This is a genomic window from Sphingomonas sp. 8AM (assembly GCF_902506455.1).
Taxonomy (GTDB): domain Bacteria; phylum Pseudomonadota; class Alphaproteobacteria; order Sphingomonadales; family Sphingomonadaceae; genus Sphingomonas.
This window is the reverse complement of sequence record NZ_LR733844.1, coordinates 963,265-977,793: the sequence shown is the minus strand read 5'-3', so window position 1 is coordinate 977,793 and position 14,529 is coordinate 963,265. Positions and strand designations below refer to the sequence as shown.

Here is a 14,529-nt window from a genome sequence, read left to right as displayed (position 1 = left end):
GCCGCTCTGGATTGCTTCGCTACGCTCGCAATGACGGCCGGAGAGGGTCAGCGGTGTCGCTCTTCACCCGCCTCCGCACCGTCCTCGCCGAGGAACGCTGGGACTATGCGCCCCACGAGCGCCCGGTCATGCCCGGCTCGCCCGGCTCGCCCGACCACCCGCGCCGCCGCCAGATCGCCTATGCGCTGGTCGCGATCCTCGTCGGGTTGACCAGCGGCTTCGGCAATGCACTGGTCAGCGCGAACACCGTGACGCTGGCGGGCGCGCTCGGGCTCGATCCGTCCGAGATCGCATGGCTGCCGACCGTCTATGTGATGACCAACGTCAGCATCAACCTGCTGCTCATCAAGTTCCGGCAGCAATTCGGGCTACGGCCGTTCGCGATCATCTTCCTGTCGCTCTACCTGCTGCTGACGCTCGGGCATCTGTTCGTGCGCGATTTCTGGTCGGCGGTGCTGGTGCGGGCGGCGAGCGGGATGGCCGGCGCGGCGCTCAACACCTTCGCGCTGTATTATCTGATGCAGGCCTTCCCCGCCAAATGGCGGCTGCGCGCGATCGTGCTGGGGATCGGCATCCCGCAGCTCGCCACCCCGCTCGCACGGCTGTTCTCGCCCGAATTGCTGTCGATGAGCCAATGGCGGACGCTCTATCTGTTCGAACTCGGGCTGTCGGCGCTCAGCCTCGCCGCCGTCCTCGCCTTCCGCCTCCCCCCGACGACGCGGCAGAAAGCGTTCGAGAAGCTCGACTTCGTCACCTTCGCGTTGTTCGCCGGGTCGATGGGGCTGTTCGCGGCGGTGCTCGGACTCGGGCGCTATGTATGGTGGACGCAATCGGCGTGGATCGGCTGGGCGCTGCTCGGCGCGATCCCGATGCTGGCCGCCGCGCTCATCATCGAACATCACCGCGCCAATCCGTTGCTCAACACGCGCTGGCTGGGCAGCGCCGACATCATCCGCTTCGCAGTCGTGACGCTGATGGCGCGCATCGTGCTGTCGGAACAGACCTATGGCGCGGTCGGGCTGCTGACCGTGCTGGGGCAGAACAACGACCAGCTCGTGCCGTTCTTCACGATCATCTTCCTCGCGACACTGGCGGGGTTCGTCATCAGCGCGATCACGCTCGATCCGACCAAGCTCGCGCATCCGGTGATGCTCGCGATCGGGCTCGTCGCGGTCGCTGCCTGGGTCGATTCCTACTCGACCAGCCTGACGCGCGCGCCGCAGCTCTACGCGACACAGGCGACGATCGCCTTTGCCGGCGCGTTCTTCCTCGGCCCGTCGCTGCTGTTCGGGATGACGCGCGCGCTGCAACAGGGCGCCGGGCACGTCATCAGCTTCCTCGCGCTGTTTGGCGTGCTCAATTCGATCGGCGGGCTCGCCGGCACCGCGATCCTCGGCACCTATCAGGTGGTCCGCGAGAAGGCGAACAGCGCTGCGCTGGTGCAGGCGATCGACCCGACCGATCTGATCGTGCAGGCCCGCCTCCAGTCCGGGGCGAGCGGCGTCGCACGCGTCGTTGGCGACCCGACCCTGCGGAGCGCCGAGGGCGGCGCGCTCCTGTCGCAAGCCGCGACGCGCGAAGCGAACGTGCTCGCCTATGACGACATGTTCCGGTTGATCGCGGTGCTGGCGGCGCTCACCTTCTTCTATCTTCTGTTCCTCCTGCTGCGCCGTTCGTGGCGCGCACGCGTTCAGGCCACCGCATGACCGACACCCGTTCCCCCGTTGCCGTCGCTCCCGCCACCGAGGAGAAAGTGGCCGAGGATGCCGCGGCGGGCCCTGCCCCGCCCGCCGGCTCCGGCTGGCGCCCGCCCGCGCTGTCGCGCACCGCGATCGCGCTGATCCTGCTGCTCGCGATCGCCGGGATCGCGGCGGTGCTCGCGGCCTGGCGCGTCTGGCCGTTCACCACCGCTTACGAGTCGACCGACAACGCCTATGTCCGCGGGCGCACGACGGTGATCGCGCCGCAGGTCTCGGGCTATGTGACGCGCGTGCTGGTGCGTGACTTCGAGAATGTGCAGGCCGGCCAGCCGCTCGTCACGATCGACGACCGCATCTACGCGCAGCGCGTCGAACAGGCGCAGGCACAGGTCGAGAGCGCGCAGGCGACGCTCGCCAACGCCACCCAGACCGCCGCCAGCCGGCAGGCGTCGCTGGGCGCGCAGGGCGCCGCGGTCGCCAACGCCCGCGCGCAGCTGATGCGCGCACAGGCCGACATGAACCGCGTCAACGATCTCGTCACCGATGGCTCGGTATCGTTGCGCGAACGCGACCAGACGCTTGCCGCGCTGCGTCAGGCGCAGGCGCAACTCAATCAGGCCGAGGCCGCGCAGGAGATCGCACGGCAGGACATCCGCACCGTCGCGGTCGGCCGCGGCGGGCAGCAGGCCGGCGTGTCGGGCGCGCGCGCCGCACTGCGCCTCGCCAGGATCGACCTCGCCAATACTGTGATCCGCGCGCCCGAAGCGGGGCGGCTGAGCGAGGTCGGCGTCCGCGTCGGTCAATATGTCACCGCCGGGTCGCAGCTCATGTTCCTTGTGCCCCCCGAGACATGGGTGATCGCCAATTTCAAGGAAGCGCAGACCGCGCGCATCACGGTCGGGCAGCGCGCCAGCTTCACCGTCGACGCACTCGGCAACGCGCGGCTAACCGGGCGCGTCGAGCGGATCGCGCCCGCCGCCGGCAGCGAGTTTGCGGTACTCAAGTCCGACAACGCCACCGGCAACTTTACCAAGGTCCCGCAGCGGATCGCGGTGCGCATCCGTGTCGACCCCGGCCAGCGGCTTGCCGAGCGGTTGCGCCCCGGCATGTCGGTGCAGGCGCGCGTCGACACCGATGGCGTCGCCGCTCCGCAATGAGCAGGTCGCGCGCGCTGCTGCTCCCGCTGCTACTGGCGGGATGCGCCTTGCCCGGCCCGCGCCGCGCCGCGCCGGAGAGTGCCGCGGTCGTGCCCCCACCGGCGTGGCGCAACGCCTTGCCAGTCGGTGGTCCCGTGCAGGCGGGTTGGTGGCAGCAGTTCGGCGACCCGGTGCTGACCGCGCTGGTGGAGCGCGCGCTCGCCAACAATCTTGACATCCAGACCGCCGCCGCACGCGTCGAGGAAGCACGCGCCGCCGAGGCGCTGGCGCGCGCGCAATTGCTCCCGCAAATCGGCGGCACGGTGCCCGAGACGCAGGGGCAGCAGATCAGCGCGCTCGGCACCACCGCGCGTTCGGCGGCGGTGCAGCCCGGTGTGTCGCTCAGCTACGACCTCGACCTGTTCGGGCGGTTGCGGCAGGCGACGCGCGCAGCGCGCGCGCAACTGCTGGCCACCGAGGCGGCAGCGGATACGGTGCGGCTCGCGGTCGCCGCGACCACCGCGCAAAGCTACGTCACGCTGCGCGCCCTCGACCATCGGCTCGCGATCGCACGCGACACGCTCGCGGCCCGCGCCGAGGCGCTGCGGATCGCGCAACGCCGTTTCGAGGCCGGCTATACCTCGCGGCTCGAATATCGGCAGGCGCAGGCCGAATATGCCAGCACCGCACAGCTCGTCCCCGCCGCCGAGCTTGCGATCACCCGCGCCGAAAATGCACTGGCGCTGCTGACCGGCGACGTGCCGCGTGCGATCGACCGTGGCGTAACGCTCGAACGGCTCGCGACGCCGGCGATCCCGGATGGGCTCCCGGCCGACCTGCTCCGCCGCCGCCCCGATCTGTTCCAGGCCGAACAGACGCTGGTCGCCGCCGACCGCTCGCTCGACAGCCAGCGCGCGGCGATGCTGCCGAATTTGTCGTTGACCGGCGCGGCGAACCTCGTGCTGTCGACCGCGCTCGCACAGCCGGAGGTGGTGTTCTCGCTCGGCGCCAGCATCCTCGGCCCGATCTTCGACGGCGGGCGGCTGCGTGCGCAGGAACGCGGCGCGACCGCACGGCGCGATCAGGCCGCCTTCGCCTATCGCCGCACCGCGCTGACCGCGTTCCGCGAGGTCGAGGATGCGCTGGCGGGCGTGCGCCGCACCGGCGAACAGGCGCAGGCGCTGGCGGAGCAGGTCGCCGCGTCGCGCGGCGCGCTCCAGAACGCCACCAATCGTTATCGCGCCGGCTATTCCAGCTACATCGAGCAACTGGATGCGCAACGTACGTTGCTGACCGCCGAACTGTCGCTGGCACAGGCGCGCGCCGACCGGCTCAACAGCTATGTCGCGCTGTATCAGGCGATGGGCGGCGGCTGGACGCGTGCGGACGTCGCGGCGGTGGAGCGGTAAGCGGCAAATTCGTCATCCCGGCGAAGGCGGGAATGACGGGGGTGTTCACGGCGTCCCGGCGATCTTGTCCCCGTCGGGTTCCTCCGCTTCGGGCAAATCGCCATTCTCCACCGACGGCGGCTTCGATAATGACGTCAGCAGATAGAACACCAGATTGCTTCCCTGCGTCAGCGCGCCGCCCGCCAGCAACAGACCCGCCATCGCCTCCCGCGGGCCATGGATCGTCCCGCTCATTTCCAGCGCGGCACTGAGAAACAGCAGATCCCGGTTCGGAATGACCGGCAGGCGTGAGATCACCATCTGCGCGGTCAGGAACACCAGCCAGACGCTCCACGGCTCCTGCGGCAGCACCACCGCCCATTGCGTCGCCTGCAACAGCACCGATGCAACGATCCGCGCGCTGTGAATTGCCATCACCTGCGCCATCCGCTGCATCGGCAGCGCGATCAGTTGCGTGCGCAACCGGAACAGCAACGGCGCGACGAAGATCGTCCCCAGCAGACCGGCGATCAACAGCGCCGGACCGGGGTCGAGCCACGCCGCGATCCGCCGCGCGTCGCCCGCCGCCGCGAAGGCGACCAGCAGCATCAGCGTCACCACACCCGACGCGAGCGCCGAGAGGATCGCATTGTCCTTCAGCCCGATTGCGATCGTCTTCGCAGGCAGACCGACCGTCTGCCGCAACCACACGAACAGGTACAGCTCACCTGAATAGCCGACCAATGCGCTGTTGAAGATGCGCTTGCGGATGTAGATCGGGAAGCCGCCCGGCAGCGGCCGCGCGAAGATCGTGCGAAACACCGCGATCTCCGACGCTGGCAGGATCAGGAAGCCGAGTACGAACAAGATGTAGAACAGCGGGTTGACCGGCAGGCTGGCGACCACGTCGCGCCAGCCGATCGCGCGGACCTTCAGCACCATCCACGCGATCATCCCGACGAAGAAGACGATCCGCGCCACCTTGCCCGCAATCCGGGCCACCGGGCGCTCCGCCAGCGCCCGCCAGCGGTCGAGACGTTCCTCCAGCATCGCCGTGGCGCGTCAGAAGATGCCGAGCGCGCGCGACTGCGCGTAAAAGGCGTCGAACGATGCCCGCTGCCGCGGCGTCAGCCGGAACTGCGAATATTTGTCGGTGGTGCCGAACAGCTTGCGGATGTTCCACTCGACGATGTCCTGCGGGCGCAGCGCGACGCGGCGGGTGAAATGGTCGCGTTCCCACGTGTTGCTGCCGTGGAAGCAGCGGATCAGCAGCGCCGACCATTCGCGCCCCATCGTCACGACGCCGCGCTTCACCCACGCGTCGCGGAAGGTGCTGTCCTCGCCCTTGCGCTCGGACGGATAACGGATGCTGTCATCGCGGACGTGCAGGATCGTGCTCGGCGCACCACCCTGGATATGGCCGATATACGGGCGCTCCAGCCACGCCGGATCGTCGAGATGAACAAGCGTCGCGGCAGTCCAGCATGCGGCCTTCCCGCCCAATGCCTCGTGCTGGCGCGACAGGCGCTCCGGGTCGAACCAGTCGTCATCGTCCCAGTGCGACACCAACGCGCCGCGCGCGATGTCCAGCGACAGGTTGCGCAGGTCGCCGAGCGTGCGCGTCGGGTCCTTGACCAGTCGATGGTGGATCAATCGCTCGGACGGGATCGCGGCGAGGATCGGCGCATAATCTTCCTCGCCATCGTCGACGATCACCATCTCGCGATTGGGATAATCCTGCGCGAGGAAACAGTTGATCGATCGTTCCGCCAGCTTGCGACGGTTGGCGGTCACCATCAGGCAGGAGATGCGCGGGCCGTCTTCGTTGAAGGGCGCGATCATGCGCGCGTTCCCGCGTGCTGGGCAGGAGCCCGCGAACCGGCTACCAGCGACCACTGCATGACGCGTATCATCTTCATCCTCAGCTATCCCACCTACGTCAGCGTCGCCGACCAGGCCGAATGGCTGGCGTGGAACAATCGCGATCGACGGATGCCCGCTATCCTATCGGCGATGGGGGTGGAAGTCGAGTTATGGGGGATCGGGCGCGCGCCGCAGGTGGTTGAGGCGGCGGGCGATGCCGGCACGCGGTACACCGTGCGGCTGTTCGGCGCCGACAATCCACGCCGCGCGCCGCGCGATCATGTCAGCGCCGCAATGCTAATCGCAGCGCGCGCCGCCACCGACGCGATCTTCGTCGTGATCGGCACCAATGGCGGGATCGGCTATCATCTCTACGACGGGCTGCTGCGCCCTGAAGGACGCCGCTATGCCGTCATCATCGGTGGCGATTACTGGAGCCGGTTGCTCCCGCACGCCAGGATGGTGTTCCCGGAATCGTCGGTACAGGAACAGGCGCTCGCCCACCCGCGCTTCTTCTGGCGCACGCCGGTGCCGCGGACGCGGATGCTGCGACTGCCCAAGGCGATCGACACCGACCTGTTCCATCCGGAGCCGCACCCGATCCGCTGGGACGTGATCGCGGTCAGTCGCCTGTCGCGGTGGAAGAGCTTCGACGAGGTCGGCGCGCTATCGCAGCGGTACCGCGTCGCGGTGGCCGGTGGCGGGCCGGACGGGGCTGCGCTGGCAAAACGCTATCCGAAGATCGACTGGCTGGGGCACGCGCCGCATCGCGACGTCCCCGGCCTGCTCCAACAGGCGCACGTCTATTTCCACGCCGGCCGCCGCGATTACTTTCCGCGCGCGATTGTCGAGGCGATGGCGTGCGGGAAGCCGGTGGTCGGCTTCGCCGCGCGCATGGGCGATGACGTGATCCCGCCCGACTGCGGCTTGCGCGTCGATCGCGCAACCTTCGCTGACGCAACCGCGGCGCTGCTCGACGATCCGGTGCGGATCACGGCGATGGGCGCGGCGGCGCGGCGGCATGCCGCGGCGACGCACGGGCTGGATAGCAGCGTCGCGGCCTGTCAGGTGCTCGCGGGAATGCTGCGGTGAACTGGTCGTTCGTCATCCCCTATTTCAACGAGGCCGATTACCTGCGCGCGACGCTCGACAGCCTCGCGGCGCAGACGTTGCGACCCTTTCGGCTGGTGCTGGTCGACAATGGCTCGACCGATTCATCGGCGGCGCTCGCGCGGCAGATCGGTGCGACGCTGACCGACATCGACGTGGTACACCTGCGCGAGGATCGTCCCGGCAAGATTCACGCGCTCGAACGCGGACTAGCGGCGGTGACGACGCCGTTCGTCGCGTTCGGGGATGCCGATACGATCTACCCGCCGCAGTATCTCGCGATCGCCGATGCCGCCTATGCGCCGGGGGTCGTGGCGGTGATGGGCACCGACGTTCCGCGGGACGATGCGGCGGCGGCGCTGCGCAAGCGCCGTCATGTCCGCTTCGCCAGCCGGCTTTGGCCAAGGCAGACCCACACCGGCGGCTATGGCCAGACGTTCCGCACCGGAGTGCTGCGCGCCGCGGGCGGCTATACCGAGCGCTGGTGGCGGTACGTGCTGGAGGATCACGAGATCATGCAGCGCGTCGTGAAGCACGGCCGCGTCGTCTACCCGTTCGACCTGTGGTGTGTGCCGTCCGACCGCCGTACCGACCGTAGCGCTGTCAACTGGACGCTCGCGGAGCGGCTGCTCTACCATTTCACGCCCGCGGCGGCGAAAGACTGGTATTTCTACCGCTTCCTCGGCCCCCGGCTCGCGGCGCGGCGGATGGACAACCTCAACCTGCGCGAGAAGACGTGGCTCTAGCCGGTCACTCCGGCTCCACGCCCCGCGCCAGCCGGCCGCGCGCATAATCCAGCGCGCGTCCGATCCCGTCGTCGAGCGGGATCGTCTGCCGCCACCCGAGTTCGTCGCGGATCCGCGCCGCATCGGAGTAACGCTCCGCCACCCCGACCGGCTTGCCCTCGGTGCCCAGTACCGGCGCGTCATAGCCTTCGATCGCCACCATCCGCGCGGCGAGGTCGAGGAAACTGGTCGCCCTTCCCGATCCGATGTTGAACGCACGCGCGTCGCTCACCCCACGACACACCAGCAGGCACGCCTCGCACGCATCGTCGATATGCACGAAGTCGCGCGTCTGGTGGCCCGATCCCCACACCCGTACCGGATCGCGCCGCGCCGCCACCCGCAGCGCGATCGCCGGGAAGGGATAGACCACGTCCTGATCCTCGCCATAGCCCGAGAACGGCCGCACCACGCCGACGCTCAGCCCGTATTTCTCATGCGCGATCCGCCCGAGATACTCGCCGGTCAACTTGCTCCAGCCATAGGTATAATCGGGCAGCCCCAGCCGCTTCTCGAACGAGATATCGTCCTCGCGCAGCGCGCGGCTCTCGCCGGCCTCCTGAAGGTCGATCGGATAAGCCGCGCTGGAGGAGGCATAAAGAATACGCTCCGGCCGCGCGACCTTCGCCGACCACAGGAAGAAGGTGCTGTCGATCGCCAGATCGATCCCGACCGCCAGCGGATCGTTGTCGATCACATTGCGCCCGCCGACCACGCTGGCGAGATGATAGACCTCGTCGAACGCCGGTAGCTTGGCGAGCCCCAGTGACGGGGTCATCCCCAGCTCGGCCTGCGCTACCGCAACGAAATCGGCACGGATGAAACGGACCACCGCGTCATGGCCCACGACTTCGTGGAACGTGACGCCGGCCTCCTCGCCGACCGCGCGGAGCTGCGGCACCTCCCAATCTGCCGGCCCCTTGCCGGTCGAGAGATCGTCGATGATCCAGACCTCGTTGCCGCCTTCCGCGGCCAGCTTGGCGACGAGATGGCGCCCCACGAAACCACAGCCACCGGTCACCAGAACACGACGCGCCACTTTTGCCTCCATGCTTGCGACCCCGGCGGTGCCACCCTAGCTTCGGTGGCGCAACCCACCCCCTTGTGTTGCCGAAAAGCAACACCATCTGACACCCAAGAGAAACAGGGCCTACAGATGAACCTAGAGAAATTCACCGACCGCGCGCGCGGCTTCCTCCAATCCGCCCAGACCGTCGCGTTGCGCATGAACCACCAGCAGATCGCCCCGGAGCATCTGCTCAAGGCGTTGCTGGAGGACGAGCAGGGCATGGCCGCCGGGCTCATTACCGCCGCGGGCGGCGACGCACGCCGCGCGGCGAGCGAGACCGACGCCGCGCTCGCGAAAATCCCGGCGGTTAGCGGCTCGGGTGCGCAGAACCAGCCGGGCCTCTCGGCCGATGCGGTGCGCGTGCTCGATCAGGCCGAGCAGATCGCGCAAAAGGTGGGCGATTCCTATGTCACTGTAGAGCGGCTGCTGGTTGCGCTCGCGCTCAGCCTCAACACCGCCGCGGGCAAGGCGCTCAAGACCGCCAATGCGACCCCCGACACGCTCAACACCGCGATCACGCAATTGCGCGGCGGCCGCACCGCCGACACCGCCAGCGCCGAGGACCGCTATGACGCGCTCAAGAAGTTCGCGCGCGACCTGACGCAGGCGGCACGCGACGGCAAGCTCGATCCCGTGATCGGCCGCGACGAGGAAATCCGCCGCACGATCCAGGTGCTTGCGCGCCGCACCAAGAACAATCCCGTGCTGATCGGCGAGCCGGGCGTCGGCAAGACCGCGATCGTCGAGGGCCTCGCGCTGCGCATCGCCAATGGCGACGTGCCCGATGGCCTGAAGGACAAGACGCTGATGGCGCTCGACATGGGCGCATTGATCGCGGGCGCGAAATATCGTGGCGAGTTCGAGGAGCGGCTGAAGGGCGTCATCGACGAGGTGAAGCAGGCCGATGGCGACATCATCCTGTTCATCGACGAGATGCACACGCTGATCGGCGCGGGCAAGTCGGAGGGCGCGATGGACGCCGGCAATTTGCTCAAGCCAGCGCTGGCGCGTGGCGAGCTGCATTGCGTTGGCGCGACCACGCTCGACGAATATCGCAAGCATGTCGAGAAGGACCCGGCGTTGCAGCGCCGTTTCCAGCCGGTGTTCGTCGGTGAACCGACCGTCGAGGACACGATCAGCATCCTGCGCGGGCTCAAGGAAAAGTACGAGCTGCACCACGGTGTGCGGATCACCGATGGCGCGTTGGTGTCGGCGGCGACGCTCAGCAACCGCTACATCACCGACCGCTTCCTGCCCGACAAGGCGATCGACCTCATGGATGAGGCCGCCAGCCGCCTGCGCATGGAGGTGGAGAGCAAGCCCGAGGAAATCGAGACGCTCGACCGCCGCATCCTGCGCCTCAAGATCGAGCGCGAGGGGCTGAAGCGCGAAACCGATGCCGCGTCGCTCGACCGGCTCGACGCGCTGGAGGGCGAACTCGCCAATCTCGAACAGCAATCCGCCGAACTGACGACGCGCTGGCTGGCCGAGAAGGACAAGATTGCGGGCGAGGCGAAGCTGAAGGAACAGCTCGACGCCGCGCGACTCGAACTCGAACAGGCGCAGCGGCAGGGCGATCTCGCCAAGGCGGGCGAGCTGTCCTACGGGCGCATCCCGGCGCTGGAGAAGCAGCTCGCCGAAGCGGCTGGCGCGACGCAGGGCGCGATGCTGCGCGAGGAAGTGACCGCGGACGACATCGCTGGCGTCGTCAGCCGCTGGACCGGCGTGCCGGTCGAGCGGATGCTGGAGGGCGAGCGCGAGAAACTGCTCCGCATGGAGGAGGTGCTCGGCAAACGCGTGATCGGCCAGGCCGATGCGGTGCGCGCCGTCTCCACCGCAGTGCGCCGCGCGCGCGCCGGGTTGCAGGACCCGAACCGCCCGCTGGGCAGCTTCCTGTTCCTCGGGCCGACCGGCGTCGGCAAGACCGAGCTGACCAAGGCGCTCGCCGAATTCCTGTTCGACGATTCGTCGGCGATGGTGCGGATCGACATGAGCGAGTTCATGGAGAAGCACGCCGTCGCGCGGCTGATCGGTGCCCCGCCGGGCTATGTCGGCTATGAGGAAGGCGGCGTGCTGACCGAGGCGGTGCGACGTCGCCCCTATCAGGTCGTGCTGTTCGACGAGGTCGAGAAGGCGCATTCCGACGTGTTCAACGTGCTGTTGCAGGTGCTCGACGATGGCCGGCTGACCGACGGTCAGGGGCGCACGGTCGATTTCTCGAACACGCTCATCATCCTGACCTCGAACCTCGGCAGCCAGTATCTGGCGAACATGCCTGACGACGCCGCTGTGGAGAGCGTTGAGCCGCAGGTGATGGACGTGGTGCGCGCGCACTTTCGTCCGGAGTTCCTCAATCGGCTCGACGAGATCATCCTGTTCCACCGGCTGGGTCAGGCGCACATGGGGCCGATCGTCGACATCCAGGTCGGGCGCGTCGGCAAGCTGCTGGCGGATCGCAAGGTCACGCTCGACCTCACCGACGCGGCGCGCGCGTGGCTGGGGCGTGTGGGGTACGATCCGGTCTATGGCGCACGCCCGCTGAAGCGCGCGGTGCAGCGCCATTTGCAGGACCCGCTCGCCGAGCTGATCCTGCGCGGCGAGGTGAAGGACGGCGCGCGCGTCCATGTCGACGAGGGCGACGGCAAACTGGCGCTTTCGGTCGACTGACCGGAGTCAAAGCCTCACTTGTCATCCCGGACTTCATCCGGGATCCCGCTTCTTATTAGTGCTCTGCGAAGAAACGATGCCCCGGATCAGGTCCGGGGCATCGGAAAACGACGGTGGCTGAGCTTGGCGCTCTGGCCACACTCTTACTTCGCGATCAGCGCCCGGTACGCCGAGCTTACCGCCGGATACTGGTTATCGCTCAGCTTGCCCCGGTAGGCGGCGTTCGAGTTCCAGTATGACGCATAGACGATGTTATGCGTCGAGAACCACTCGCCGACTGCCTGCACATAGCTTGCGTCGCTGTTCTTGCTGATACCCCATTCCGCATAGGCGGTCGGCTTCTTGTGCCGCTTCGCGAACGCCTGGTGCCACGCCAGCCCGTATTTCTCATCGCGGCGATAGACGAACGCCTTAACGCCGTCGGCGGGATCCCACTGATGGTTGTAGTAGAAATCCATGCCGATGATGTCGACGACGTCGTCGCCCGGATAGGCATTCTCGGGGTTCATCCCCAGATCGCCGATGTTCGGCGTCCACTCGAACACGAACCGGCTCGAGACGCTGCGGAAGCTCGCGACGAACTGGCGATAGGCCGCACGGTATTGCGCTTCCTTGCCGGCCGCGGCCCACGGCTGCCAGTCGCCATTGAACTCCCAGCCGGTGCGCACGTAGATCTTGCCGGTGTTCGGATAGCCCTGTGCGAGCGTGCGCGCGGCATTGACGTAATAACCGTTATACTTGCCGGCGGCAGCCGTCGCCAGTGTTCCCCCCTGCGCGAACAGCGGAATCGTCCAGTAGACCGGCCGATCGACCCCGCGCCACAACCCGACCAGCCAGCCGATCGAGTTAATCCAGTCGGTCCACCCCGCGCGACCGGTATGCAGCTGGACACCATCGGTGCGCTTCCCGAGCCAGAGCTCATAAGCAACCAGATCGGCTGGAGAATTTCCGACATAGACCGACTTTTTGAACGATGTCGCCGGCGTGGCGGCGGCGGCTGGCACCGCGACCGCCGACGTGGCGGCGGCGGCCGCAACCGGCGTGCTCACCGTGGTCGCGGCGGACGGCACGGCCGAGCTCCCCGCGGCGACGACGGTCACCCCCGTGGCGACTTGAGATGTCGTCCCGCCCGACGACGACGACGATACCGCGGCCGCAGCCGCCAACGAAACGCCTGCGGCAACCGCCGCGGCGACAATCTGCTTTTTCATTACGACCCCTCGCTTTGCAGAGAGGAAAATAGCAGCGGCACATTTCACCACGATAAACGGCGGCGGCTCACGCCCGGCAACCGTCGCAGCCCAGCGACCGCCTGCCGCACCACGGCGGGTAAGATGGCCGGAAAAGTTAGTCCGGCCCCCCTGCCGCGCGCCATGGTTTCGTGCGAAGGGAATTTGTCCGACACAATCCCTGCAGAGTGACCCCGCATGACCAGCATTGGCATCTACGGCAGCAACGGCCGCATGGGTCGGGCGATCGCCACAATCGCCGCCGGTGAAGGCGTGGCGATCGCCGGCGGCGGCGATGCGGGCAGCGATCCGTTCCCGGTCGCGCACGCCGCCGACGTCCTGGTCGATTTCTCAACCCCGGCCGCGCTCGAAGCGCATCTGGCGGCGGCAATCGCGGCGCACACCCCGATCGTGATCGGCACCACCGGGCTCCTGACGACGCATCACACGCTCATCGAGCGTGCCGCAGAGTCGATTGCCGTGCTCCAGACCGGCAATACCTCGCTCGGCGTGACGCTGCTGGGCGTGCTGGTGCGCGAGGCCGCGGCACGACTCGGCGCCGACTGGGACATCGAGATCACCGAGATGCACCACCGTCACAAGGTCGACGCGCCGTCCGGTACCGCGCTGCTGCTTGGCGAGGCCGCGGCGGCCGGGCGCAACACCCGGCTGGCGGAGGTGCGCGTCGACAGCCGCGCCGGGCTGGTCGGTGCGCGCAGCGAGGGCACGATCGGGTTCGCGAGCTTGCGTGGCGGATCGGTGGTCGGCGACCATAATGTCGTCTTCGCCGGGGACGGTGAGCGGATCGAGATCGGCCACCGCGCCGACGATCGCACGATCTTCGCTCGCGGGGCGGTAAAGGCGGCATTATGGCTGGCCGGTCGCGCGCCGGGCCGCTACGCGATGGCCGAGGTGCTCGGGCTTTGAGGAAGGCCGACGTCGTCGAATTTTACCGACGCCTGGCCGAAGCCAATCCGCACCCCGAAACCGAACTGGAATCGGTCAACGATTTCACGCTTCTCGTCGCGGTGGTGTTGTCGGCTCAGGCGACCGACGCAGGGGTCAACAAGGCGACCCGCGCGCTGTTCGCCGAGGTCGACACGCCCCGGAAGATGCTGGACCTCGGGCTCGACGGGCTCAAGCAGCATATCCGCACGATCGGGTTGTTCAACACCAAGGCCAAGAACGTCATCGCGCTGTCGCAGGCGCTGGTCAACGATCACGCCGGCCGGGTTCCCGATAGCCGCGAGGCGCTGGAGAGACTGCCCGGGGTCGGCCGCAAGACCGCCAATGTCGTGATGAACGTCGCCTTCGGCGCTGAAACCTTTGCGGTCGACACGCACATCTTCCGCGTCGGCAACCGCACCGGGCTCGCCAGGGGTAAGACGGTGCTTGCGGTCGAGAAGAAACTCGACGCCGCGACGCCTGCGCCATTCCGCGTCCACGCGCACCATTGGTTGATCCTGCACGGGCGCTACGTCTGCAGGGCGCGCCGTCCGGAATGCTGGCGTTGCATCGTCGCGGACCTCTGCGCGTTCAAGCCCAAGACCCCGCCGCCGCCCGACCGGGTGAAGGAGTGAGG

Annotated in this window: 12 protein-coding genes; 8 read left to right on the top strand and 4 right to left on the bottom strand. The window is 68.0% G+C overall.

Going from position 1 to position 14,529, the window contains the following annotated elements; all coding sequences use genetic code 11:
- Positions 1–53 precede the first annotated feature (53 nt).
- The 3 genes from BACI71_RS04890 to BACI71_RS04880 are packed head-to-tail and all read left to right on the top strand — an operon-like array spanning position 54 to position 4,245.
- Entirely contained in the window at positions 54–1,706 is a 1,653-nt protein-coding gene (locus BACI71_RS04890) for an MFS transporter (protein WP_236552816.1), read from the top strand.
- Positions 1,703–2,857, top strand: a complete 1,155-nt coding sequence (locus BACI71_RS04885; RefSeq protein ID WP_159755780.1) for an HlyD family secretion protein — start codon at positions 1,703–1,705, stop codon at positions 2,855–2,857. The genes BACI71_RS04890 and BACI71_RS04885 overlap by 4 nt, the downstream gene beginning before the upstream one ends.
- Positions 2,854–4,245: an efflux transporter outer membrane subunit gene (locus BACI71_RS04880; RefSeq protein ID WP_159755777.1), complete on the top strand. Its 1,392-nt coding sequence runs from the start codon at positions 2,854–2,856 to the stop codon at positions 4,243–4,245. Before BACI71_RS04885 ends, BACI71_RS04880 begins: the two co-directional genes overlap by 4 nt.
- 45 nt (positions 4,246–4,290) lie before the next feature.
- On the opposite strand, the gene BACI71_RS04875 is transcribed toward BACI71_RS04880, so the two are convergent.
- Positions 4,291–5,274: a hypothetical protein gene (locus tag BACI71_RS04875; protein ID WP_159755774.1), complete on the bottom strand. Its 984-nt coding sequence runs from the start codon at positions 5,272–5,274 to the stop codon at positions 4,291–4,293.
- A gap of 12 nt (positions 5,275–5,286) precedes the next feature.
- A complete protein-coding gene (locus BACI71_RS04870) occupies positions 5,287–6,066 on the bottom strand; it encodes a glycosyltransferase family A protein (RefSeq protein WP_159755771.1) in 780 nt (259 codons plus the stop codon).
- A 57-nt stretch (positions 6,067–6,123) separates the two neighbouring features.
- Here BACI71_RS04870 and BACI71_RS04865 point away from each other — a divergent pair, with 57 nt between their 5' ends.
- Positions 6,124–7,179 carry a glycosyltransferase gene (locus BACI71_RS04865; protein ID WP_159755768.1) on the top strand — a complete coding sequence of 352 codons (1,056 nt, stop codon included), beginning with the start codon at positions 6,124–6,126 and terminating at the stop codon, positions 7,177–7,179.
- Positions 7,176–7,943, top strand: a complete 768-nt coding sequence (locus tag BACI71_RS04860; protein ID WP_236552815.1) for a glycosyltransferase family 2 protein — start codon at positions 7,176–7,178, stop codon at positions 7,941–7,943. Before BACI71_RS04865 ends, BACI71_RS04860 begins: the two co-directional genes overlap by 4 nt.
- A 4-nt stretch (positions 7,944–7,947) precedes the next feature.
- Here the strand turns inward: BACI71_RS04860 and BACI71_RS04855 are convergent, their stop codons facing one another.
- Positions 7,948–9,021 carry an NAD-dependent epimerase/dehydratase family protein gene (locus BACI71_RS04855; RefSeq protein ID WP_201297294.1) on the bottom strand — a complete coding sequence of 358 codons (1,074 nt, stop codon included), beginning with the start codon at positions 9,019–9,021 and terminating at the stop codon, positions 7,948–7,950.
- 117 nt (positions 9,022–9,138) lie between these two features.
- Between BACI71_RS04855 and clpB the strand changes: the two genes are divergently transcribed.
- A complete protein-coding gene (clpB, locus tag BACI71_RS04850; RefSeq protein WP_159755762.1) occupies positions 9,139–11,718 on the top strand; it encodes an ATP-dependent chaperone ClpB in 2,580 nt (859 codons plus the stop codon).
- Between the two features lie 143 nt (positions 11,719–11,861).
- Here clpB and BACI71_RS04845 read toward each other — a convergent pair whose 3' ends face one another.
- The gene (locus BACI71_RS04845; protein ID WP_159755759.1) at positions 11,862–12,929 is read right to left on the bottom strand and encodes a glycoside hydrolase family 26 protein; all 1,068 of its coding nucleotides are present in this window, start codon (positions 12,927–12,929) and stop codon (positions 11,862–11,864) included.
- 216 nt (positions 12,930–13,145) lie between these two features.
- Between BACI71_RS04845 and dapB the strand changes: the two genes are divergently transcribed.
- Both dapB and nth read left to right on the top strand, forming a co-directional pair.
- On the top strand, positions 13,146–13,874 hold the full coding sequence (gene dapB / locus BACI71_RS04840) for a 4-hydroxy-tetrahydrodipicolinate reductase (RefSeq protein ID WP_159755756.1): 729 nt from the start codon (positions 13,146–13,148) through the stop codon (positions 13,872–13,874).
- Positions 13,871–14,527 (top strand): endonuclease III, encoded by a 657-nt coding sequence (nth, locus tag BACI71_RS04835; RefSeq protein ID WP_159755753.1) that lies wholly within the window; start codon positions 13,871–13,873, stop codon positions 14,525–14,527. Before dapB ends, nth begins: the two co-directional genes overlap by 4 nt.
- The last annotated feature ends 2 nt before the right edge of the window (positions 14,528–14,529 follow it).

What these genes read in the sequence shown, in the direction of transcription:
- BACI71_RS04885 (WP_159755780.1), top strand. Translation starts at nt 1,703, where the DNA reads ATGACCGACACCCGTTCCCCCGTTGCCGTCGCTCCCGCCACCGAGGAG.
- BACI71_RS04880 (WP_159755777.1), top strand. Translation starts at nt 2,854, where the DNA reads ATGAGCAGGTCGCGCGCGCTGCTGCTCCCGCTGCTACTGGCGGGATGC.
- BACI71_RS04875 (WP_159755774.1), bottom strand. Translation starts at nt 5,274, where the DNA reads ATGCTGGAGGAACGTCTCGACCGCTGGCGGGCGCTGGCGGAGCGCCCG.
- BACI71_RS04870 (WP_159755771.1), bottom strand. Translation starts at nt 6,066, where the DNA reads ATGATCGCGCCCTTCAACGAAGACGGCCCGCGCATCTCCTGCCTGATG.
- BACI71_RS04865 (WP_159755768.1), top strand. Translation starts at nt 6,124, where the DNA reads ATGACGCGTATCATCTTCATCCTCAGCTATCCCACCTACGTCAGCGTC.
- clpB (WP_159755762.1), top strand. Translation starts at nt 9,139, where the DNA reads ATGAACCTAGAGAAATTCACCGACCGCGCGCGCGGCTTCCTCCAATCC.
- BACI71_RS04845 (WP_159755759.1), bottom strand. Translation starts at nt 12,929, where the DNA reads ATGAAAAAGCAGATTGTCGCCGCGGCGGTTGCCGCAGGCGTTTCGTTG.
- dapB (WP_159755756.1), top strand. Translation starts at nt 13,146, where the DNA reads ATGACCAGCATTGGCATCTACGGCAGCAACGGCCGCATGGGTCGGGCG.